16 protein-coding genes and 1 pseudogene are annotated in these 20,100 nt (G+C 73.8%); 13 read left to right on the top strand and 4 right to left on the bottom strand.

Going from position 1 to position 20,100, the window contains the following annotated elements; genetic code table 11:
- Window positions 1-26 precede the first annotated feature (26 nt).
- Both ACIBQ6_RS25005 and ACIBQ6_RS25010 read left to right on the top strand, forming a co-directional pair.
- The gene (locus ACIBQ6_RS25005; RefSeq protein ID WP_352319969.1) at window positions 27-1,676 is read left to right on the top strand and encodes an FAD-dependent oxidoreductase; all 1,650 of its coding nucleotides are present in this window, start codon (window positions 27-29) and stop codon (window positions 1,674-1,676) included.
- A complete protein-coding gene (locus ACIBQ6_RS25010) occupies window positions 1,673-3,103 on the top strand; it encodes an ATP-binding protein (RefSeq protein ID WP_397214756.1) in 1,431 nt (476 codons plus the stop codon). Before ACIBQ6_RS25005 ends, ACIBQ6_RS25010 begins: the two co-directional genes overlap by 4 nt.
- Window positions 3,104-3,142: 39 nt before the next feature.
- Here ACIBQ6_RS25010 and ACIBQ6_RS25015 read toward each other — a convergent pair whose 3' ends face one another.
- Entirely contained in the window at window positions 3,143-4,144 is a 1,002-nt protein-coding gene (locus ACIBQ6_RS25015) for an ROK family protein (protein ID WP_387681892.1), read from the bottom strand.
- A gap of 74 nt (window positions 4,145-4,218) precedes the next feature.
- Between ACIBQ6_RS25015 and ACIBQ6_RS25020 the strand changes: the two genes are divergently transcribed.
- The 4 genes and pseudogenes from ACIBQ6_RS25020 (at window position 4,219) to ACIBQ6_RS25035 (ending at window position 9,191) form a co-directional block, all read left to right on the top strand.
- On the top strand, window positions 4,219-5,382 hold the full coding sequence (locus ACIBQ6_RS25020; protein WP_358298544.1) for an MFS transporter: 1,164 nt from the start codon (window positions 4,219-4,221) through the stop codon (window positions 5,380-5,382).
- 46 nt (window positions 5,383-5,428) lie between these two features.
- Window positions 5,429-6,496 carry an LLM class flavin-dependent oxidoreductase gene (locus ACIBQ6_RS25025; RefSeq protein ID WP_352319977.1) on the top strand — a complete coding sequence of 356 codons (1,068 nt, stop codon included), beginning with the start codon at window positions 5,429-5,431 and terminating at the stop codon, window positions 6,494-6,496.
- A gap of 2 nt (window positions 6,497-6,498) precedes the next feature.
- Complete coding sequence (locus tag ACIBQ6_RS25030; protein ID WP_397214759.1) at window positions 6,499-7,986, top strand: AMP-binding protein; 1,488 nt, start codon at window positions 6,499-6,501, stop codon at window positions 7,984-7,986.
- 211 nt (window positions 7,987-8,197) lie between these two features.
- Window positions 8,198-9,191 (top strand): annotated as a pseudogene (locus tag ACIBQ6_RS25035) (cytochrome P450).
- Window positions 9,192-9,201: 10 nt separating this feature from the next.
- Here the strand turns inward: ACIBQ6_RS25035 and ACIBQ6_RS25040 are convergent.
- Entirely contained in the window at window positions 9,202-10,110 is a 909-nt protein-coding gene (locus ACIBQ6_RS25040; protein ID WP_397214761.1) for a cyclase family protein, read from the bottom strand.
- Between the two features lie 29 nt (window positions 10,111-10,139).
- Here ACIBQ6_RS25040 and ACIBQ6_RS25045 point away from each other — a divergent pair, with 29 nt between their 5' ends.
- Complete coding sequence (locus ACIBQ6_RS25045) at window positions 10,140-11,387, top strand: serine hydrolase domain-containing protein (protein WP_397214763.1); 1,248 nt, start codon at window positions 10,140-10,142, stop codon at window positions 11,385-11,387.
- A 14-nt stretch (window positions 11,388-11,401) separates the two neighbouring features.
- Here ACIBQ6_RS25045 and ACIBQ6_RS25050 read toward each other — a convergent pair whose 3' ends face one another.
- Together ACIBQ6_RS25050 and ACIBQ6_RS25055 are read right to left on the bottom strand one after the other, a co-directional pair.
- Window positions 11,402-12,139, bottom strand: a complete 738-nt coding sequence (locus ACIBQ6_RS25050; protein WP_358298693.1) for an SDR family NAD(P)-dependent oxidoreductase — start codon at window positions 12,137-12,139, stop codon at window positions 11,402-11,404.
- Complete coding sequence (locus ACIBQ6_RS25055; protein WP_397214765.1) at window positions 12,139-12,729, bottom strand: isochorismatase family cysteine hydrolase; 591 nt, start codon at window positions 12,727-12,729, stop codon at window positions 12,139-12,141. The genes ACIBQ6_RS25050 and ACIBQ6_RS25055 overlap by 1 nt, the downstream gene beginning before the upstream one ends.
- 178 nt (window positions 12,730-12,907) lie before the next feature.
- Here ACIBQ6_RS25055 and ACIBQ6_RS25060 point away from each other — a divergent pair, with 178 nt between their 5' ends.
- The 6 genes from ACIBQ6_RS25060 (at window position 12,908) to ACIBQ6_RS25085 (ending at window position 19,928) form a co-directional block, all read left to right on the top strand.
- Window positions 12,908-14,716, top strand: a complete 1,809-nt coding sequence (locus tag ACIBQ6_RS25060; protein ID WP_397214767.1) for a protein kinase — start codon at window positions 12,908-12,910, stop codon at window positions 14,714-14,716.
- Window positions 14,717-14,831: 115 nt separating this feature from the next.
- Window positions 14,832-15,194: a Zn-ribbon domain-containing OB-fold protein gene (locus ACIBQ6_RS25065; RefSeq protein WP_387681867.1), complete on the top strand. Its 363-nt coding sequence runs from the start codon at window positions 14,832-14,834 to the stop codon at window positions 15,192-15,194.
- Between the two features lie 11 nt (window positions 15,195-15,205).
- A complete protein-coding gene (locus ACIBQ6_RS25070; RefSeq protein ID WP_358298560.1) occupies window positions 15,206-15,514 on the top strand; it encodes a VOC family protein in 309 nt (102 codons plus the stop codon).
- 16 nt (window positions 15,515-15,530) lie between these two features.
- Window positions 15,531-17,045, top strand: coding sequence for a class I adenylate-forming enzyme family protein (locus ACIBQ6_RS25075; RefSeq protein ID WP_397214769.1), 1,515 nt, complete (start codon window positions 15,531-15,533; stop codon window positions 17,043-17,045).
- 143 nt (window positions 17,046-17,188) lie between these two features.
- Window positions 17,189-19,192 (top strand): acetate--CoA ligase family protein, encoded by a 2,004-nt coding sequence (locus tag ACIBQ6_RS25080; protein WP_397214825.1) that lies wholly within the window; start codon window positions 17,189-17,191, stop codon window positions 19,190-19,192.
- The gene (locus ACIBQ6_RS25085; protein WP_358298564.1) at window positions 19,179-19,928 is read left to right on the top strand and encodes a glucose 1-dehydrogenase; all 750 of its coding nucleotides are present in this window, start codon (window positions 19,179-19,181) and stop codon (window positions 19,926-19,928) included. The genes ACIBQ6_RS25080 and ACIBQ6_RS25085 overlap by 14 nt, the downstream gene beginning before the upstream one ends.
- Window positions 19,929-20,100: the final 172 nt, after the last annotated feature.

The following is a 20,100-nucleotide window of genomic DNA, read 5'->3' on the forward strand; positions in this document are numbered from 1 at the left end:
GGGACCATTGGGGAGAAGGTAGGGGAATGGACAAGCCGGTCATCGTGACGGTCGACGACGACCCGGGGGTGTCGCGGGCGGTGGCTCGTGACCTCAGGCGCCGGTACGGCCATGAGTACAGGATTGTCCGCGCCGAGGCGGCCCACGACGGCATCGAGGCGGTCAAGGAGATGCGGCTGCGCGGCGACGAGGTGGCGGCGATCCTGGCCGACTACCGGATGCCGCAGATGAACGGCGTGCAGTTCCTGGAAGCCGCCATGGACATGTACCCGTACGCGCGCCGGGTGTTGCTGACCGCCTATGCCGACACCGACGCCGCGATCCAGGCGATCAACGTGGTCGACCTCGACCATTACCTGCTCAAGCCGTGGGACCCGCCGGAGGAGAAGTTCTACCCGGTGATCGACGGCCAGCTCGACGCCTGGATGCGGACCGACCGGACGGCGCGTCCCGAGCTGCGCGTGGTGGGCGACCGCTGGTCGGCGCGCTCGTACCAGGTGCGGGACTTCCTGGCCCGCAACCACGTGCCCTACCAGTGGATGCTGGCCGAGGACCCCGAGGGCGCGCAGCTCGTCAAGGCGGCGGGCGAGGGGTGTCACCTGCCGCTGGTGGTCACCGAGGACGGCACCACGCTGGAGTCCCCCGACCAGGCCACGCTGGCCACCGCGGTCGGGCTGTCCACCACGCCGGCCACCGACTTCTACGACCTGATCGTGGTCGGCGGCGGGCCCGCGGGCCTCGGCGCGGCGGTCTACGGCGCGTCGGAGGGCCTGAACACGGTGCTGGTCGAGGCGCACGCCTCGGGCGGCCAGGCGGGCCAGAGCTCCAGGATCGAGAACTACCTGGGCTTCCCCGACGGCGTGTCCGGGCAGCAGCTCGCCGACCGGGCGCGCCGGCAGGCGCTGAAGTTCGGGGCCGAGCTGCTGAGCGCGCGCAAGGTCACCCATCTGGAGCCGCGCGGGCAGGCCCGGGTGATCGGCTTCAAGGACGGCGGGGAGATCGCCGCCCACGCGGTCATCCTGGCCACCGGCGTCACCTACCGGCGGCTGGAGGCGCCCGGCCTGGACGAGTTCGTCGGCCGGGGCGTCTTCTACGGCGCCGCGCTGACCGAGGCGCCGGCGTGCAAGGACAACGAGGTCTACATCGTCGGCGCGGCCAACTCGGCCGGGCAGGCGGCCGTCTACCTGGCGGGATTCGCGCGCAAGGTCCATTTGTTGGTGAGGAGTGATGGTTTGGAGAAGTCCATGTCCCACTACCTCATCGAGCAGATCAACGCGATCGACAACATCGAGGTCAGCCTCCTGACCGAGGTCGTCGCCGGCGCCGGTGACGACCACCTCGAACGGCTCACGCTGTCGACCAAGGGCGAGGAGCGCACGGTCGACGCCCAGTACCTGTTCGTGTTCATCGGGGCCGAGCCTTACACGTCGTGGCTGGGCGAGACGATCGAGCGGGACGCCAAGGGGTTCGTGCTGACCGGGCCCGACCTGGTGCAGGGCGGCAGGCGGCCGCGCAACTGGGCGCTGCGCCGCGAGCCCTACTACCTGGAGACCAACGTGCCGGGCGTGTTCGCCGCGGGGGACGTGCGGGCCGAGTCGATCAAGAGGGTGGCCTCCGCCGTCGGTGAGGGCGCGATGGCCGTCGCGCTGGTGCATCGTTATCTGGAGAAGCAATGACCGACACCGTCGACATCGACGAACTGCGCAAGCTCTTCCTGTTCGAGCGGCTGACCGACGAGCAGCTCGGCAAGCTGGCCGCCAGCGGCCGGGTGCGCTCGTACGCCCAGGACGAGGACGTCGTCCGGCAGGGCGAGCCGGCCGAGTGCTTCGCCGTGCTGCTGGAGGGCGAGGTGCAGATGATCAACGAGACGGTCAGCGCCGGCACCGTCGCCATGCCGCGCGCCTCCCAGCCCGGCGTGTACGGCGGCGCGACCTCGGCGTACCTGGGCGACCGGGCGCCGGAGACCTACCAGCACACGCTGCGCGCGACCGCGCCCTCGCGGATCTTCCTGCTGCCCGCCAAGAAGTTCGCCTACATCGTGGCCGAGTGGTTCCCGATGGCGATGCACCTGCTCGACGGCATGCTGTCGGGCGGCCGCATGCAGCGGGAGATCATCGACCGGCGGCAGCGGCTGACCGCGCTCGGCACGATCACGGCCGGGCTCACGCACGAGCTGAACAACCCGGCGGCGGCGGCCGTGCGCGCGGTGAGCGAGCTGCGTTCGCTGATCAAGGCGTCCCGCATCCAGCTCGCCCAGCTCGCCGAGGCCGGCATCCCGCCGGAGAAGCTGCGCACGCTGATCGAGGCCCAGGAGGCGTGCACGAGCAACCTGGGCAACCAGCCGCTGCGCTCCCCGCTGGAGATCTCCGACGCCGAGGACGAGCTCGGCGAGGCGCTGGAGGACGTCGGCGTCGAGGACGCGTGGGAGCTGGCTCCCGCGCTGGTCAACGCCGGTTTCACCGCCGAGTACCTGCAGAAGATCCGCGGCAAGGTGGGCGAGGAGCACACCCCGGCCGCCCTCCACTGGCTGGCCGAGGCCGTCGAGATCTCCCAGATGCTGAACGAGGTCACCGAGGCCACCGAGCGCATCACCTCGCTGATCCGCTCGGCCAAGCAGTACTCGCAGATGGACCGGGCGCCGTTCCAGATGATCGACGTGCACGACCTGCTCGACAGCACGATCGCCATCTTCCGCGGCAAGACCCCGCCGGGCGTCAGCGTGGTCACCGACTACGACCGCACGTTGCCGCTCATCCCCTGCTACGCGGGCGAGCTCAACCAGGTGTGGACGAACCTGATCCACAACGCGCTCGACGCCATGGGCGAGGAGGGCACGCTGACCGTCCGCACGGCCCACGACGAGGACGAGGCGATCGTCGAGATCGGCGACACCGGCCCCGGCGTGCCCGAGGCGATCAAGGACCGGATCTTCGAGCCGTTCTTCACCACCAAGAGCGTGGGCGAGGGCACCGGGCTCGGCCTGGACATCTCCTACCGCATCGTGGCCGGGCGGCACGGCGGCGAGCTCAAGGTGCGCTCGGTGCCGGGCGAGACCTGGTTCGAGGTGCGCCTGCCGCTGCGCGAGCCCGCCGCCGTCCAGTGAGCCGGATCCGCTGAGCCGGACCTGCCGGCGCGGCGCGGGTCACCAGACGTTGTCCCGCGCCGTGTCGAGGGCAGTCAGCACGGCGCCCTCCAGCACCGCGTTGCCCCCGACCCGGGTGGCCCTGACCTCGGTGGGCGCGGGCGACAGCTCGCCCAGCCGGGCGGCGACCTGCCCGGCGAGCTCGTCGCCGCCCTCCTGGCCGGTGGCCCCGCCGAGCACCACCAGGCCGGGGTCGAGCAGGGTGACGAAGGCGAAGGCGCCCTTGGCCACCCGGCGCGCCAGCTCCTCCGGCCGGGTCGTGTTCTGGAGCAGGATGCACAACGGCGTGCCCTCCACGTCGAGGAAGCCGACCTCCCCCGCGCCCCCTGACGCGCCGCGCCGCACCCGCCCGCCGAGCACGACCGCGGCGCCGATGCCGTCGTCCAGCCAGAGCAGCACGAAGTCGTCGCTGCCCTGGGCGGCGCCGGTGCGCAGCTCGGCGACCGCGGCCAGGTTCACCTCGTTCTCCAGGACGACGGGCACGCCCAGCCGCTCGCGCACGGCGCCCACCAGGCCGGGCCGCCACCCGGGCACGTCGTTGGCCACCGCCAGCTCGCCGTCCATGGGTTTGACCAGGCCGGGGGCGCCGATGACCACGTTGTCGAGCGCGCGGCCCCCGGCGGCCTCGGCGACCGTGGCCGCGACGAGGGCGACCAGGTCGCCGGAGATCTCGCGGACGGCCGAGCCGACCACGTGGCCGGTGAGGTCGGCGACCGTGACCTTGATCGCCGTGCGGCGCAGGTCGACCCCGGCGACATGGGCCCGGCCGGCGACCAGCGCGTAGAGGCGGGCGTTGGGGCCGCGACGGTCCTCGCCGCGCTCGCCGGCCTCCTCGATGAGGCCGCCGCCCTTGAGCCGTTCGATCAGGTCGGAGACGGTGGGCCGGGACAGGCCGGTCAGCTCACGAAGCTGCGGAGCGGTCAGCGGACCGTGCTCCAGCAGCAGGTCGAGGGCGAGCCGGTCGTTGATCGCACGGGCCATGGACGGGGTCGCGGTCTTCACGCCGCCCATAATAGTCAGGAAGCCTCCCTGATAGCTCTTTTCATCAGGAAGGTTGCCTGATAGTTTCTGTGGCCATGAGCCCTCATCGCGCCATCGCGGCCGTCTTCGCCGCACACGGAGCCGTCGCAGGAAGTTTCGCCACCCGCATCCCGTGGCTCCAGGAGCACGTCCACCTGAGCGCGGCGATGCTCGGGTTCGCGCTGCTCTGTCCCTCGATCGGGGCCTTCGCGGCGATGCCGCTGGCCAGTCGCCTGGCCCACCGGTTCGGCAGCCGCGCCACCACGCGCGCGCTGCTCGCGCTGTGGTGCGGCGGCCTGGCCCTGCCCGCCTTCGCCCCCGCCCCCGTCTGGCTGTTCGTCATCTTCCTGCTGTACGGCGCGTCGGCGGGCATGTGCGACGTCGTCATGAACGCCCACGGGGTCACGCTCGAACGGCATCTGAAGAAGCCGGTCATCTCCGGCCTGCACGGCATGTGGGCCGTCGGCAGCCTGGCGGCGGGCGGCCTCGGCACCCTGGCCGCGCACGCCGGCGTCGACGCCCGCCTGCACCTCGGGGTCGTCGCCGCCGTCCTGGTGGTCGCGGGCGGGATCGCCGGGCGCGGGCTGCTGCCCGACGGGCCGCGGGCCGCCGCCGGGCCCGCGCCGCGCCGGTTCGCCCTGCCCTCGCGGGCCATCGCGGCCATCGGCGTGGTCGGCTTCTGCGGCACCTTCGCCGAGGGCGCCAGCTCCAACTGGGCCGCGGTCTACCTCACCAACGTCGCCGACGCCGGGCCCGGCGTGGCCGCCGCGGGTTACACGATCTTCATGCTCTGCATGGCCGGCGCCCGGCTGCTGGGCGACCGCGTGGTGCGCCTGACCGGCCCGGTGCGGGCGGTCCGGACGGGCGGGATCGTCGCGGTCGCAGGCGGCGTGCTGGTGGTCCTGGCCCGCACGCCCGCGCTGGGCATCGTCGGGTTCGCGCTGGTCGGGCTGGGGGTCGCGGTCATCGTGCCGCTGGTGTTCGCGGCGGCGGGGAACGCGGGGCCCACGCCGGGCGAAGGGGTCGCCGGGGTCGCGACGATCACGTACCTGTCGGGGCTGACCGCGCCTGCGGTGACGGGATGGGTGGCCGACGGCGTGTCGTACCCGGCGGCGTTCGCGCTGATCACGGGGATCCTGGTGGCGCTCACGCTGCTCGCGCCGGTGCTGCGGCCGCGCGAGGCGGCCCAGGAGGTGGCCCTGGAGCGGCAGCCGGCGTGATACGCTCCCAAGCGAGCGCTTGGTTTACATACGGAGAGGCCGCCGCATGAAGTTCTCGACCTTCCACCTCTTCCACCGCTTCGACGGCCAGAGCTTCAAGGACGTCTACGACTACCATCTGGAGCTCATCGAGCTGGCCGAGGAGCTGGGCTTCGACGGGGTGCGGCTGGCCGAGCACCACTTCCGCGACTACGGCGTGGCCCCCAACCTGTTCACCATGCTCGCCCACGCCGCCGCCCGCACCTCCCGGCTCCGGCTCGGCACCGGCATCGTGGTGCTGCCGCTGCACAACCCCGTCCACGTGGCCGAGGAGGCCGCGCAGGTGGACGTGCTCTCCGGCGGGCGGCTCGACCTGGGGATCGGGCGGGGGTACCAGAGCTTCGAGTTCGAGGGCTTCGGGATCGACCTGGCCGAGGCGCGCGACCGGTTCAACGAGGCGCTGGAGGTGATCCTCGGGCTGTGGACGCGGGAGTCGTACCGGCACGAGGGGAAGTTCTACCGGACCGGCGCCGAGGTCTCGCTCGTGCCGCGTCCGCTGCAGTCGCCGCACCCGCCGCTGCACGTGGCCGCGGTCTCCCCCGAGACCGTCACCATGTACGCCGAGCGCGGCCTGCCCGTCCTGGCCGACCCGGCGGCGACGTTCCGCAAGGTCGTCAAGGCGGCCGAGACCTGGCGGGAGACGGCCGCGCGGGCCGGTCACCCGGCGGGCGCCGACCTGGTGGTGGCCCGCAGCGTCTATGTCGCCCCCACGCTGGAGCGGGCCCGCGAGGACCAGGCCAGGTTCGAGGCGTCCTTCGACCGCTCGCGCATCTTCAACGAGCGCAGCGCGCCCATCGACCCGAGGACCGGCAAGGCCGCCGAGGGCTTCGAGTACTACCAGGACCGCTACCTCAAGGGCGGCTCGGTCTCGCCGGACTTCCGCTGGGAGCAGCTTGAGGTCATCGGCGACCCCGCCCGGGTGATCGAGCAGATCTCGCTGCTCAGGGACGCCGGCTTCAGCAACCTCCTGTGCGACTTCGGCAGCACCAGGCCCATGCCGCTGGAGGACATGAAGCGGGTCATGCGCTTCTTCGCCGCCGAGGTCATGCCGGCCTTCGCCCCCGCAGGAGGATGACGATGATCCACAGCCTCACCCTGTCCGACGTCCTGGCCGACCACGCCCGCAGCCGCCCCCGGGTCACCGCCGTGGTGGACGGGGACGTGCGGCTCACCTACCCCGAGCTGGACGCCCGCGTGACGCGGCTGGCCGACGCCCTGGCCGGGCGCGGCGTGGCCGCCGGTGACCGGGTGATGTGGCTCGGCCAGAACGCGCACGCCGTGCTGGAGCTGCTGCTGGCCTGCTCCCGCCTGGGCGCGGTGCTCTGCCCGGCCAACTGGCGGCAGTCCGGGGACGAGCTGCGGTTCGTCCTGGCCGACCTGGCGCCGCGGGTCGTCGTCTGGGAGCACTCCGACACCGCCGCCGAGCTGGCGGACGAGGCGACGTGGGTGCGCGCGGGCGAGGCGTACGAGGAGCTGGTCGCCGGAGGCTCGCCGCGCGAGTTCCCGCAGGTGGACGACGCCGAGCCGGTGCTCGCCCTCTACACCGCCGCCTTCGGGGGCCGGCCGGCCGCCGCCCTGCTCAGCAGCGCCGCCCTGGTGGCCCACAGCGCCACGCTGCTCGTCGTACGGCAGATGGAGCCGGGGTTCACCTTCCTCAACGACGGGCCGCTCTTCCACGTCGGGACGATGATGTTCTGCCTGGCCACCCTCCAGATCGGCGGCACGAACGTGTTCACGCCCGCCTTCGACGCCGAGGAGGTCTGCCGGCTGGTCGACGCCGAGCGGGTGACGCAGGCGTTCCTGTTCGGCCCGATGATCGACGCGGTCGCGGCGGCGAACGCGGGCGGCAAGTACGACCTGTCCTCGCTGCGCTTCGTCGCCCACTCCGCCGAGTGGGACGACATGATCACCGTGGACGACTCGCCCTGGTGCCGCTCGAAGATGGGCGGGTACGGGCAGACGGAGGTGGGCGGCATGCTCACCTTCCTCGGGCTGGCCGAGGGCGGCGCGGGGTTCGCGGGACGGCCGTCGCCGCTGGTCCAGGTGCGCATCCTGGATCCGGAGGGCGTGGAGGTGCCGGCGGGCGAGGTGGGCGAGATCTGCGCGAGGGGCAAGACCCTCTTTTCCGGATATTTCGCCCGGCCCGACTTAAATGCGGAGAAGTCGCGGTACGGCTGGCATCACACCGGCGACCTCGGCCGCCGCGAACCCGACGGCACCATCACCTTCATCGGCCCCCGGCTCCGCATGATCAAGTCGGGCGCCGAGAACATCTACCCGGCCGAGGTCGAGCGCGCGCTCAGGACCCACCCGGCCGTCGCCGACGCCGCGGTGATCGGCGTGCCGGACCCGCGCTGGCACCAGGCGGTCAAGGCGGTGGTCGTGCTGAAGCCGGACGCCGCCGCCGCGCAGGAGGACCTGGTCGCGCACGTCAGGAGTGAGCTGGCGGCGTACAAGAGGCCGCGCGAGGTGGTGTTCGCCGACGCCATCCCCAAGCAGGGCTTCACCCCCGACTACGACGCCCTCGACGCCGCGTACGGCGGCGGCAACTACCCGGGCGCCTGACCCCCGAGCCGGCCGCCCGGCGCATGCCGGGCCGCACCGGAATGCCGCCGGCTCCTCCCGCGGCGTCCGTGGCACGCCGGTGACGTTCTCCAGGCCGGCCGCCCACAGCTCGGGGACGGTGATTCTCCGGGCGGTGTCCCGCGCGTCCACTCGTCCGGAGACTGATCGATTTTGCTATGCAACTCGCAATTGAGAGTCTACTCTCACAATTATGCGCCTTCCCATCGAACGTCCTGCGGAATTCCCCTTCGATCCCCCGGCCGGGCTGGCGGGCCTTCCGGCGATGACCCGTCTGGAGTTCGCCGACGGCCATCTCGGCTGGCTGGCCACCACCGCCGAGGCCGCCCGCGCGGTGCTGGGCGATCCCCGGTTCAGCGCCCGGCAGGAGCTCAAGCACCGAACCGCGGATCGAGCGCATCGCCGCCGACCACCTCGACGCCATGGCCGCCGCCGGGCCGCCGGCCGACCTCGTGACGGCGTACGCGCTGCCGATCCCGTCGCTGGTCATCTGCGAGCTGCTCGGCGTCCCGTACGCCGATCACGACTGGTTCCAGGAGCTCAGCGCCCGGCTCGTCACCTTCGGCGCGGACGGCGCGGGGGCGCTCGCCGAGCTGACCGGCTACCTGCGCGACCTGGCCCGCCGCAGGCGCGTGGAGCCGGACGACGGCCTGATCAGCGACCTGACCGGCGAGCTCGACGACGAGCTCGCCGGACTCGCGGTGATCCTGCTGGTGGCGGGCCCCGAGACCACGGCGAACATGCTGGCGCTGGGCGTGTTCGCGCTGCTGGAGCACGGGCGCCCGGACGAGGACGGCGCGGTCGAGGAGCTGCTGCGCTGGTTGTCGATCCTGCATCTCGGCGCGCCGTCCAGGGCCGCGCTGGAGGACGTGGAGGTGGCCGGCGTGACGGTCAGGGCGGGTGAGACCGTGGCCCTGTCCCTGCCCGTGATCAACCGCGACCCCGCCGTGTACGCCGACCCCGACCGACTGCTTCCGGACCGCCCGGAGGCGCGCCGCCACCTGGCCTTCGGGCACGGCGTGCACCAGTGTCTCGGCCGGCAGCTCGCCAGGATCGAGCTGCGGATCGGCTACCGGGCGCTGTTCGAGCGCTTCCCGGGCCTGCGGCTGGCCGTGCCGGCGGCCGAGGTGCCGGTCAAGCACGACGCCTCGGTGTACGGCGTCCGGAGCCTGCCCGTCACCTGGTGACCCGGCGCGCTCACAGGACGGCGAGCGGGGTGATCGGGCTGCCGGTGCCTCCCTCGATGCGCAGCGGCGCGGCCACGAAGACGAACTCCGTCCGCCCGGCCGCGCCCAGCTCCTCCAGCCACAACATCTCGACCAGGTGCACGCCGTGCCGGTGGAGCAGGATGAGATGCAGGTCGTCGGCGGCGCACTCGTCGGCGAGCTGGTGTTCGTTCAGGCCGCCCACGGCGGCGTTGTCGCAGGCCACCGCCGACACGTCCTGGGCGGCCAGCCAGGCGCCGGCCTCCGCCGACAGCCCCGGCTGCCCCGCCCAGTACTCCTCGCGCGACCGCTGCCACACCAGCGGCCATCCCGTACGGACCACCGCGACGTCGCCGGGGCGCGGCGTGGCGATCTCCTGGAGCAGCCCGGCCGGGATCCGGAAGTCCGCCGGCAGGTGGTCCAGCCCGAGCCGCCGGGGCACGTCGAACAGCACGCCCCTGGCCACCACGCCGCCGACGTGCTCGATCCCGCACCTGGTGGCGCCGTAGGAGCGGACGCGGGCGGCCGGGTGGCCGTTGTAGAGCCGGTCGCCGGTCCACATGTGGCACAGCGCGTCCATGTGGGTGGTGGTGCCGTGGTGGCTGACCAGCAGGGCGTCGTCGGCCACCCGCAGGCCGTCGCCGACCGGGCGGGCGCCCGCGGCGTAGTCGCCGCCGTCCACGGACATGAAGTGCTGCGGCAGCGGGCGGCCCCGCAGGTGGGGGACGGTCGTGGGGGCCGCCGAGGAGGTGGCTCCCCTGATCGGCATGGCCAGGCTCAGCACCTCGCCCGTGACGGCGCTGCGCAGGGCCTCCAGGACGACGGCGGGGGTCAGCAGGTTGAGGGTGCCCCGCTGATCGTCTGGGCCGAATCGTCCCCAGTTGTTAGGCTCGTGCACCAAGTAAGCGCTTCCTTTCCTGCGGAGGTCTGATGTACTGCGATCCCCGGTTCTCCCGCGTGCGCGAGGCGTTCGAGCGGAACTTCGCCGAGGGCGAGGAGCTGGGCGCGGCGGTGGCCGTCCACCTCGACGGCGAGCTGGTCGTGGACCTGTGGGACGGCGTCGCCGACCGGCACACGGGACGCGCCTGGGAGGCGGACACCCCGGCCTTCGCGTACTCGTGCACGAAGGCGGTGGCGGCCACCGTGCTGCTCCGGCTCGCCGAGCGGGGGCTGGTGGACGTGCGGGCGCCGGTCGCCGACGTGTGGCCGGAGTTCGCCGCCGGGGGCAAGGAGGCGGTCACGGTCGAGCACGTGCTGACGCACTCCTGCGGGCTGCCGGTGATCGAGACGCCGGTGCCGGTGGCGGAGTTCGAGGACCTGCCGGCCATCGCGGCCCGGCTCGCCGGTCAGACGCCCCTGTGGGAGCCGGGGACGGCGCACGGGTACCACGCGCTGACGTACGGCTTCCTGGTCGGGGAGGTGGTGCGGCGGGTCACCGGGAAGTCGGTGGGCGAGCTGGTGGCGGCGGAGATCGCCGGGCCGCTGGGGCTGGACCTGTGGGTCGGCGCGCCCGACGACGTGATCCCCCGCGCCGCCCGCCTCAAGGCCCCCACCCGCCCCCGCCCCGCCCCCGAGAACGCCGCCCCCGCGCCCGCCCCGGGAGCCCCCGGGACCTCCGGGCCCGCTCCGGGAGCCCCCGGGACCTCCGGGCCCGCCGGCGGAGGGACCGGGCCGGGCGCCGGTGGGGGGCGGGATCTGCTGGGTGAGATGGGCCGGGCGGTGCTCGATCCGGGCAGCCTGATGAACCGGGCGCTCGGCAACCCGGCCATCCGCCTGCTCGAAGGCGGCGCGAACAACCCGGTGATCCTGCGCGCCGGATGGCCCGCCGCCGGGGTCGTCACGACCGCCAAGGGCCTGGCCGGGTTCTACCGCGCGCTGGTCGGCGGCGACCTGCTGAGCTCCGCGACCCTCCAGGACGCCCTGCGCCCCCGCGTCAGCGGCCCCGACCGCGTGCTGTTCATGGACACCGCGTTCGGACTCGGCTACATGCGCCCGTCGTTCACGTTCCCGATGCCGTCGGCGACCGCGTTCGGCCACTCGGGGATGGGCGGCTCGCTCGGCATGGGCGACCCCGACCGCAGGCTCGCCTTCGGGTACGTGATGAACCGGATGGCCGACAGCCTCACCGGCAACCTGCGCGGCCTGCGCCTGATCGAGGCCGTCTACCGCTCCCTGTGATCCCACGGCGCGCGTCACTGCATGGTCACGCCGCCGCTCACCGACAGCGTCTGGCCGGTGATGTAGGCGGCGCGGTCGGTGCACAGGTAGGCGATCAGCCCCGCGACGTCGGCGGGCGTGCCCAGCCGGCGCAGCGGGATCCCTTTGGCGATCTTGTCCACGAGCCCCGGCTCGGCCTCGGAGATCCGCCGGAGCATCGGGGTGTCGGTCGGCCCGGGGCAGACGACGTTCGAGGTCACCCCGCCCCTCGCGGCCTCCCGGGCGAGCGTCTTGGCCAGGCCGAACAGGCCCGCCTTGGTGGCCGCGTACGCGCCCTCGCCGCCCGACCCGGCCCTGGCGCCGTCGGAGGAGACGAACACCAGCCGTCCCCAGCCCCTGGCCGTCATGCCGGGCAGGAGCAGCTTGGTCATGAGCATCGGACCGCGCAGGTTGACCTGCCACATGAGGTCCCAGTCCGCCGGGTCGCTCGCCGTGAACGGCTGCACGACCGACACCCCGGCGTTGTGCACGAGCACGTCCACGGGCCCGGCCTCGGCGCAGAACGCCTCGACGGAGGCGGGCGAGGCCAGGTCCACGGCCAGCGCCCGCGCCGCGGGCAGCGCCGCGGCCGTCCGGCGGGCGCCCGGCAGGTCCACGTCGGCGACCGTGACGCGGGCGCCGAGCGCGGCGAGGTCGGTCGCGACGGCCGTGCCGATCGCGCCCGCTCCCCCGGTGACGACGGCGACGCGGCCGTCGAGGCGCAGGCCGTCCATCACGTCCACGCCCGGACGAGGTCGGCGGCGGCGACGCGGGTGGCCAGCAGGCCGATCGTGTTGCGCAGGACGGCCTTCGCGTAGTCCTCGGGGATCCCGGCCACGGCGTCCCGCACCACCGTCACCCGGTAGCCGAGGTTGACCGCCTCCAGCGCCAGCCCCGGGATGCCCAGGTTGAGCGAGACCCCCATCGCGACCACGGACGAGACGCCGAGGGAGCGCAGCGTCATGTCCAGCGAGGTGCCGGTGAACGGCGAGAACCCGTGGTGCCGCCGGCTCTCCAGGTCGCCGTCCTCGCGCAGCTCGGGCAGCACCTCCACGGCGGGCGTGCCCTCCAGCATGTGCGCGGGGTCCTTGAGCAGGGAGACGATGAAGGGGCAGTTGCCGGTGTGCGAGCCCGCCCGGTCCGGCCGGAAGACGGCCGTGCAGTGGATCACCGGGAGCCCGGCCGCTCGGGCCGTGCGCAGGACGCGGGCGGCGTTGGGGACGACGTCGTGACGGGCGCAGGCCGCCACCAAATCCGGAAATTTCGTGAGATCGCCGACGACCCCCCGCTGCATCTCCATCACCAGCACGGCCGACCGCTCCACCCGCACCCTCCGTCATTTAGCCGAGCGCTTGCTTGGGTCCGCCACAGCATAACACCGCCTCCACGGCCTCACCGGACGTCACCTTTCATCACAAAGGGCGAAATTTCTCCAGACGTGACAACCCACACCCCGGGTGAGACCGTCGAATGCACGACGGCATGGCTGATGGGGGTTGGACTTGGTCCCTGGTTACCGTGAAGTTCGTCAGCTCGGCGCGGGCCGCACCGGCCGCGTGTTCCTCGCCACCTACCAGTCCACCGGCGCCTACGTCGCGATCAAGTACCTGAACGCCACCCTGCGCAGGGACCCCGAGTTCATGGACCGCTTCAGGGCCGACACCCATCAGCTCGTCGAGCTCGACGACCCCAACGTGGTCCGCCTCTACGAGTACGTCGAGACCCCGGACCGGGCCGCCGTCGTCATGGAGCTGGTGGACGGCGTCTCGCTGCGCACACTGCTGGCCGAGCACGGCCGGACGGCCCCGGAGGCGGCCTTGGTGCTGCTCAAGGGCATCCTCGCCGCCCTGGCCGCCGCGCACGAGAAGGGCGTGCCGCACCGGGACGTCAAGCCGGAGAACGTCCTGGTCCAGGCGGACGGCACGAGCAAGCTGGCCGACTTCGGGGTGGTCGTGCACGCCGAGGAGCCGGGGGTGCCGGCGGGGAGCCCGGCGTACATGTCGCCGGAGCTGTGGACGCAGGGCCGGGCCGGGCCGCCGGCCGACCTGTACGCGGCGGCCTGCGTGCTGTTCGAGGCGGTCAGGGGGCGGCCGCCCTACCGCGCGTACAAGGAGGGCGGGGACGGCGGGGACGGCGAGCTGGACGTCGCGGCCCTGCGGGAGCTGCACCTGGCTGCGCCGGTGCCACTGGAGGTGGTCCCGGACGCCCTGCGCGACCTGCTCAGGCGCGGGCTGGCGAAGGACCCGGCGGCCCGGTACGCCTCGGCCCGGCAGTTCGCGGCCGAGCTGGAGGAGGACGCCGTCGCAGGATACGGGCCCGACTGGGAGCAGCGCGGCCGCCGCCGGCTCGCCGAGCTGGCCACGCTGCTGGCCCTGCGCTTCCCGCTGGCGGCCAGGACCGATCAGGACGCCCGCGCCCCGGGCCGGCCGCGCGCCGGGATCCGCGGGCGGGCGGTCCGGCTGCCCGCGCTGCCGCCGCACCTGTGGGTGGCGGGCGCGACGGTGGTCGCCGTGGCGATCGCCCTCGTGATCTCCGGCGGACGGCTGTCGCCGGGGGCGGGCACGATCCTGATGCCGCAGCCGAAGCCGCCGGGCGAGCTGAACCCGGCGCCGGTCGACGCCCACACGCCGACGCCCCGCAGGAGCACGCCCGCCACGGTCCGCGGCAGCGCGTCCCCGCCCGCCGCCACCGGCGGGCCGCACGTCTCGACCGGCCCGCCCGTGCCCACGAGTGCCGCCCCGCCGACAGCGCCCCCAACAGGGCCCCCGACAGGGCCCCCGACAGGGCCTCCGACGGTGCCGACGCGGGCGCAGAGCGGGACCGCCCTGCCGCCGCCCGCCGTACGGGAGGCGAGCATCGCGCGGTGGAGCGGTTCGGCGGGCGCGATCAGGGTGGCCGCGGACGGCACGGGGCCGGTGCGGCTGCGGATCACGTACACGCGGCGGCTCGGCGACGGGCCGGTCACCACCGTGCGGCGGGAGACCCTCACGTTGCGCGGCAGCACCGCCTACACCAGCGGGGTCCGGCACGATCCCGGGAGCGTGGACTGCGGGGTGCGGGCCTACCTCGGGATCGTCGTCATGACCGAGCCGGCGGCGGTCAACGGGCCGCAGGTGAGCGAGGTCGCGGTGGACGGCCCCGCCTGCACCGCCCCACCGCCGACCCACTCCGGCCCGGCCACCCCGACCGGCACCGCGTCCCCGACCGGCGGGCAGCCCGTGGCGCATCCCACGGAGGCCGCCTCCCCGGCGCCCTCCCCCACGGGGGAGGGCGGGCTGGTGCCCGGCGGTCAGGAGCAGGAAGGCCGCTAGAAGCAGGGCCGCAAGGAGGGCGCAGCGCGGGCGGCCGGGCCGCGGGGTCGGGGGGGCCGGTTTCGTGAAGCAGTGGCTCTTGTTCGGTAACCAAGCGTGCGCTAGCTTGGCAGCGATGAGCGGTGACACCTCCCCCACCGGCGCCGCAGGGGCGCGCGGCGAGCTGGTGATCCGGCGCTGCGTGTCCTGCGGCCGCCGCGGCTGCCTGCCCGAGCCGTCGTGCCCGTCGTGCGGCGGCGCCGAGCTGGCCGCCGAGCCCGCCAGGGGCACGGGGACGGTCCACACGTTCACCGTCGTGCACCGGTCGTTCGCGCCCGGCTACCGGGGGCGGGAGCCGTACGTGCCGGCGTGGGTGGACCTGGACGAGGGCGTGCGCGCGTTCGGGCACGTCGTGGGGTGCGCGCCGGAGGAGGTCCGCGTCGGGATGCCGGTGCGGGTGACGTTCGTGGACGATCTGCCGCATTGGAGGCCCGTGTGAAACTCGGCAACGTGCTCATCCCCGTAGCCGACCTGGACGAGGCGATCGCCTTCTACGGCCTGCCGGTGAAGTTCAGGGACGGCGACCGGTTCGCCGCGCTGGACGGCGGGGGCGTCACCGTGGCGCTGGCCGGTCCGGCCGAGCACGTCACCGCGTCGGCGGCGCCGTCGTACAAGGTGGACGACGTGGCGGTCACGGTGCGCGAGATGGCGGCGCGCGGGGCCGAGGTGGTGCGCGCGCCCGAGGACGGGCCGCACGAGAGGCGGGCCGTGCTGCGCGACCCCTCAGGAAACACGTTCGTGCTCTACTCGCCCCTCTGACCTGGAGGCACCCCCCATGGCGCGATCACCCTACGGCAACTACGGCCACGCGATCCTGACCGCGGGAGCGCTGCGCACGCCCGACCGGGTGGCGCTGACGTACTGCGGCGAGCGCAGCTTCACCTACGACGAGCTGAACCGGGCCGTCAACCGCCGGGCGAACGCGCTGCTGGCGGCCGGGATCACCGCCGGGCAGCGGGTGGCGGCGCTGCTCAACGAGACGCTGCTGGTCGCCGAGGTCTACCTGGCCCAGGCCAAGATCGGCGCGGTGACGGCGGCGCTCAACCCGTACTGGCCGGCCGAGACGCTGCGGGCCGTGGTGGCCGCCTCCGGCTGCACGGCCTTCGTGTACGACTCCACGGTCGCCGACCTGGTCGGCGGCATCAGGGACGCCCTCCCGCAGGTCACCACCTGGATCGACGCCGGTGAGCTGACCGGCGGCCTGGAGGAGGAACCGCCGCTGGGCGGCTTCCACGACGACCCGCTGGCCCTCTACTACACCTCCGGCACGACCGGCCTGCCGAAGGCCGTCGTGCACACCCACGCCTCCTCCCTGGCGACCGCCCAGATCTGGCTGGACGTGCCGCGCGGCCCCGACTCGGTGTTCGGCACCGGCGCGATCATCTGGGGCATCGGCTTCCCCGCCATCGTCGGCCCCGCCCTGTACGCGGGCATGCGCCTGGTCCTGGAGCAGGACTGGGGGCCAGCGAACTTCCTGCGCGTGGTGCCGCGCGAACGGGTCACCCACGTGTCGCAGATCCCGTCGTTCTACGCGGCGCTGCTGGGGACGTCCGAGCACGAGGGGGTGGACCTGTCGTCGATCCAGGTGATCATGCTGGGCGGCGAGCCGCTGACCGCGACCATGCTCGACCGCATCAAGGCCAGGCTGCCCGGGGCCGGGGTCTACTCCTACTACGGGCAGACCGAGGCGCCGTACACGTGCATGGGCCGCGTGGACGACGGCTCGACGCCGCTGGGGTCGTCCGGGCGGGCGCGCACGGGCAACGCCGTACGGATCACCGGCCCGTCCGGCGTCGCGGTGACCGGCGAGGTCGGCGAGATCAACCTGGCCGGGCCGCACCGCATGGCGGGCTACGACGGCACGGACGACCACGGCGTCCTGCGCGGCGAGTGGTACGTGGGCGGCGACCTCGGGACGTTGTCGGCCGACGGCGTGCTGCGCGTCCTCGGCCGCCGCGAGGACTCCATACTCAAGCACGGCCAGTGGACGCAGCCCGCCACGATCGAGGAGGCCGTCTCGGCCCTGGACGGCGTGGCGGAGGCCGGCGCGGTGGGCGTCCCCGAGGGGGCGGACGAGCAGCGGGTGCTGCTGGCGGTCGTGCCGCGCGCCGGGCAGTCGCTGGACGCCGCCAAGCTGTCGCTCGCCCTGGCCGACACGCTGCCCCCGCACCAGCGGCCCGACCACATCGTGGTGACCGGCGAGCTGCCGCACTCCCAGGACGCCTCCGGCGGCCCCGGCAAGCTGCTGCGCCGCCGGATCCGCGAGCAGCACGGGCACCTGCTCGGGTGAGCGCCCAGAACCACGGGAACCGGGACCTCCCCCGCGCCCCTCACGACCGCGAAACCCGGGACCCTCACGACCGCGAAACCCGGGACCCTCACGAGCACGACACCCGGGACCCTCACGAGCACGACACCCGGGACACCCCCCGCATCCCTCGCGAGCACGAGGTCAAGGAGCTGGTCGCGGCGGCCGGGGTGCCGGTGCCGCGTGGGGTGGTGGTGCGCGACCTGGACTTCGCGGCGGCCGGGGAGCTGGCCGAGCCGCTGGTGCTGAAGGCGTTCGGCCCGGGGCTGGTGCACAAGTCGGAGGCGGGGGCCGTACGGCTCGGCCTGCGGGCGGACGGCCTCGCCGCGGCGGCCGCGGAGATGCGCTCCCGGCTCGACGTGGAGGGGTTCCTGGTCGAGGAGCAGGCGCCCGCCGGGGTGGAGCTGATCGTCGGGCTGGTCGGCGACCCGGGGTTCGGCCCGGTGCTGCTGGCCGGGCTGGGCGGCGTCTGGACGGAGGCGATGCGCGACACGGCGCTGCGCCTCTGCCCGATCTCCGAGCCGGACGCGCGCCTCATGCTGGACGAACTGCGCGGCGCGGCCCTCCTGCGCGGCCACCGCGGCCACCCGCCCGTGGACGTGGACGCCGTCGTCAAGCTGCTCATGACGGTCGGCGGCCCCGGCGGCCTGTGGGAACGGCTGGAACTGGGCGACTTCGAGCTGAACCCGGTCATCGCCACCCCTTCCGGCGTGACCGCGGTGGACGCGCGCCACCTGCCCGGCCGGCCGCGCCCGCCCGCCGCCCGCGAGCCGGCCGACTTCCTGCCGCTCTTCGAGCCCCGCGCGGTGGCCGTCGTCGGCGCCTCGGCGAGCAGGCCGAACTTCGGGAACATGTTCCTCGACTTCTACCGGGCGGCCGGGGTGCCGCTGGTGGCCGTGCACCCGTCGGCCGCCGAGGTGGCGGGGGTTCCCGCGGTGCCGTCGCTGGCCGCCGCCGACGTGGACTACGCGCTGGTGGCGGTGCCCGCCGAGCGGTGCGCCGAGGTCGTGCGGCAGGCGTCGGGCATCCCGTACGTGCAGGTGATGAGCGGCGGGTTCGGCGAGGCCGGACGCGCGGACCTGGAACGCGACCTGGCCGGGGCCGCCCGCGCGGCGGGCACCCGGCTGCTCGGCCCCAACTGCATGGGCGTGTACTGCCCGCGCGGCCGGCAGACGTTCGTCGGCGGCGGCGTCGGACCGGCGGGGACGGTCGCGCTGATCTCGCAGAGCGGCGGCCTCGCGGGCGAGGTGATCAAGGTCGGGGAGCGGCGCGGGCTGGCCTTCAGCCGGGTCGTCACCGTGGGGAACGCGGCCGACGTGACCCCCGCCGAGCTGCTGTCCTGGCTGGCCCGCGACCCCGAGACGCGAGCCGTCGGGCTCTACCTGGAGGACCCGCGCGGCGGCCGGGAGCTGCACGAGGCGCTACGCGCGGCAAGGCTGCCGGTGGCGCTGCTGGTCGGCGGGCGCAGCTCGCAGGGACAGCGGGCGGCGCTCTCGCACACCGGCGGCATGGTGAGCGACCTGCGGGTGTGGGCGGCGGTCGCGGCCCAGACCGGCACGGCGCTGGTCTCCTCCCAGGACGACCTGATCGGCGTGCTGGCCTTCTTCCAGGCGCACGGCTCCCGCGTGACGGACGGCGACCGGGTGCTGGTGATCGGGCCGAGCGGCGGCGCGGGCGTGCTGGCGGCCGACGCGTTCGACCGGGCCGGCGTGCGGCTCGCCCCGCTGCCGGACGGCGTGCTCGACGGGCTCGGCCTGGCCGCCGCGGGCAACCCGCTGGAGGTGCCGGTGGGGCCGCGCGGGCGTCCCGGGCTGGTGCCGGAGGTGATCGGGGCGATCGTCCGGCGGGAGCCGTACGCGGACGTGGTCGCCCACGTGAACGTGCAGAGCTTCTTCACCTACGGCGACGCGGCCGAGCCCCTGTACGCCTACGCGCGGGCGCTGGCCGGCGCGCAGGAGGCGCTGCCGCGGGTCAGGATCACACTCGTCACCAGGAACGGCGAGTGCGCGCCCGCGGGCGTGGAGGACGAGGTACGGCGGATAGCGGCGGCGGCAGGCGTCCCCGTCTACCGCTCCATGGAGGCGGCCGCGGCGGCCGTCGCGGCAGGAGGTAGTCGTGGGACTGCTTGACGGCAAGGTCGCGCTGATCACGGGCGGGGCCAGGGGCATGGGCGAGTCGCACGTGCGCCTGTTCCTCGAAGAGGGCGCGCGGGTGGTCTTCGGCGACGTGCTGGAGGAGGAGGGCAAGGCGCTGGCCGCCGAGACCGGGGCCGCGTACGTGCGGCACGACGTGCGCAGCCCGGACGAATGGCGGCGGGCCGTCGGCACGGCCACGGAGCTGCACGGCCGGCTCGACGTCCTGGTGAACAACGCCGGCATCCTCACCTACGGCCGCATCCAGGACATGGCGCCCGAGGACTTCGACCGGGTGATCGACGTGAACCTCAAGGGCACCTGGCTGGGGGTCAAGTCGGTGATCGAGCCCATGAAGGCGGCCGGGCGCGGCGCCGTCGTGAACATCTCCTCGATCGAGGGGTTCGTCGGGGCGGAGGGGTTGTCGGCGTACGCGGCCTCGAAGTTCGCGGTGCGCGGGCTGACTAAGTCGGCCGCGCGGGAGCTGGCCCGGTTCAGGATCCGGGTGAACTCGGTGCATCCGGGGGCGATCAACACGGCGATGGCGGTGAACCCGGACCTGATGGCCGAGGTGGACGCGGAGGCGTTCGTGAAGTCCATGGTCATCAAGCGGTTCGCGAAGCCGGTGGAGGTCTCGCACGTGGTCGCGTTCCTGGCCTCGGACCGGGCCAGCTACTGCACGGGGAGCGAGTTCACGGTGGACGGAGGGTTGCTCACCGGAGCCGGTTACTAGGCCCGCTGGGCGCGACACGCGAGCCTTTTCCTGTTAAATCACCCACCCTGGACGTGTCCGACAGCTTGGTTGAGCTGCGGTTATGCGCCCGGTGATGTCTTTACCCTCTCTTGGGGCGTGCTTGACCTTGGTCACGAAGCGGTAACCTCGCACCGCACGGAAGACTACAGGT

It is taken from the genome of Nonomuraea sp. NPDC049655 (assembly GCF_044465465.1).
Lineage (GTDB): Bacteria > Actinomycetota > Actinomycetes > Streptosporangiales > Streptosporangiaceae > Nonomuraea.

What these genes read in the sequence shown, in the direction of transcription:
- ACIBQ6_RS25045 (WP_397214763.1), top strand. Translation starts at nt 10,140, where the DNA reads ATGTACTGCGATCCCCGGTTCTCCCGCGTGCGCGAGGCGTTCGAGCGG.
- ACIBQ6_RS25005 (WP_352319969.1), top strand. Translation starts at nt 27, where the DNA reads ATGGACAAGCCGGTCATCGTGACGGTCGACGACGACCCGGGGGTGTCG.
- ACIBQ6_RS25010 (WP_397214756.1), top strand. Translation starts at nt 1,673, where the DNA reads ATGACCGACACCGTCGACATCGACGAACTGCGCAAGCTCTTCCTGTTC.
- ACIBQ6_RS25020 (WP_358298544.1), top strand. Translation starts at nt 4,219, where the DNA reads ATGAGCCCTCATCGCGCCATCGCGGCCGTCTTCGCCGCACACGGAGCC.
- ACIBQ6_RS25050 (WP_358298693.1), bottom strand. Translation starts at nt 12,139, where the DNA reads ATGGACGGCCTGCGCCTCGACGGCCGCGTCGCCGTCGTCACCGGGGGA.
- ACIBQ6_RS25030 (WP_397214759.1), top strand. Translation starts at nt 6,499, where the DNA reads ATGATCCACAGCCTCACCCTGTCCGACGTCCTGGCCGACCACGCCCGC.
- ACIBQ6_RS25075 (WP_397214769.1), top strand. Translation starts at nt 15,531, where the DNA reads ATGGCGCGATCACCCTACGGCAACTACGGCCACGCGATCCTGACCGCG.
- ACIBQ6_RS25065 (WP_387681867.1), top strand. Translation starts at nt 14,832, where the DNA reads ATGAGCGGTGACACCTCCCCCACCGGCGCCGCAGGGGCGCGCGGCGAG.
- ACIBQ6_RS25025 (WP_352319977.1), top strand. Translation starts at nt 5,429, where the DNA reads ATGAAGTTCTCGACCTTCCACCTCTTCCACCGCTTCGACGGCCAGAGC.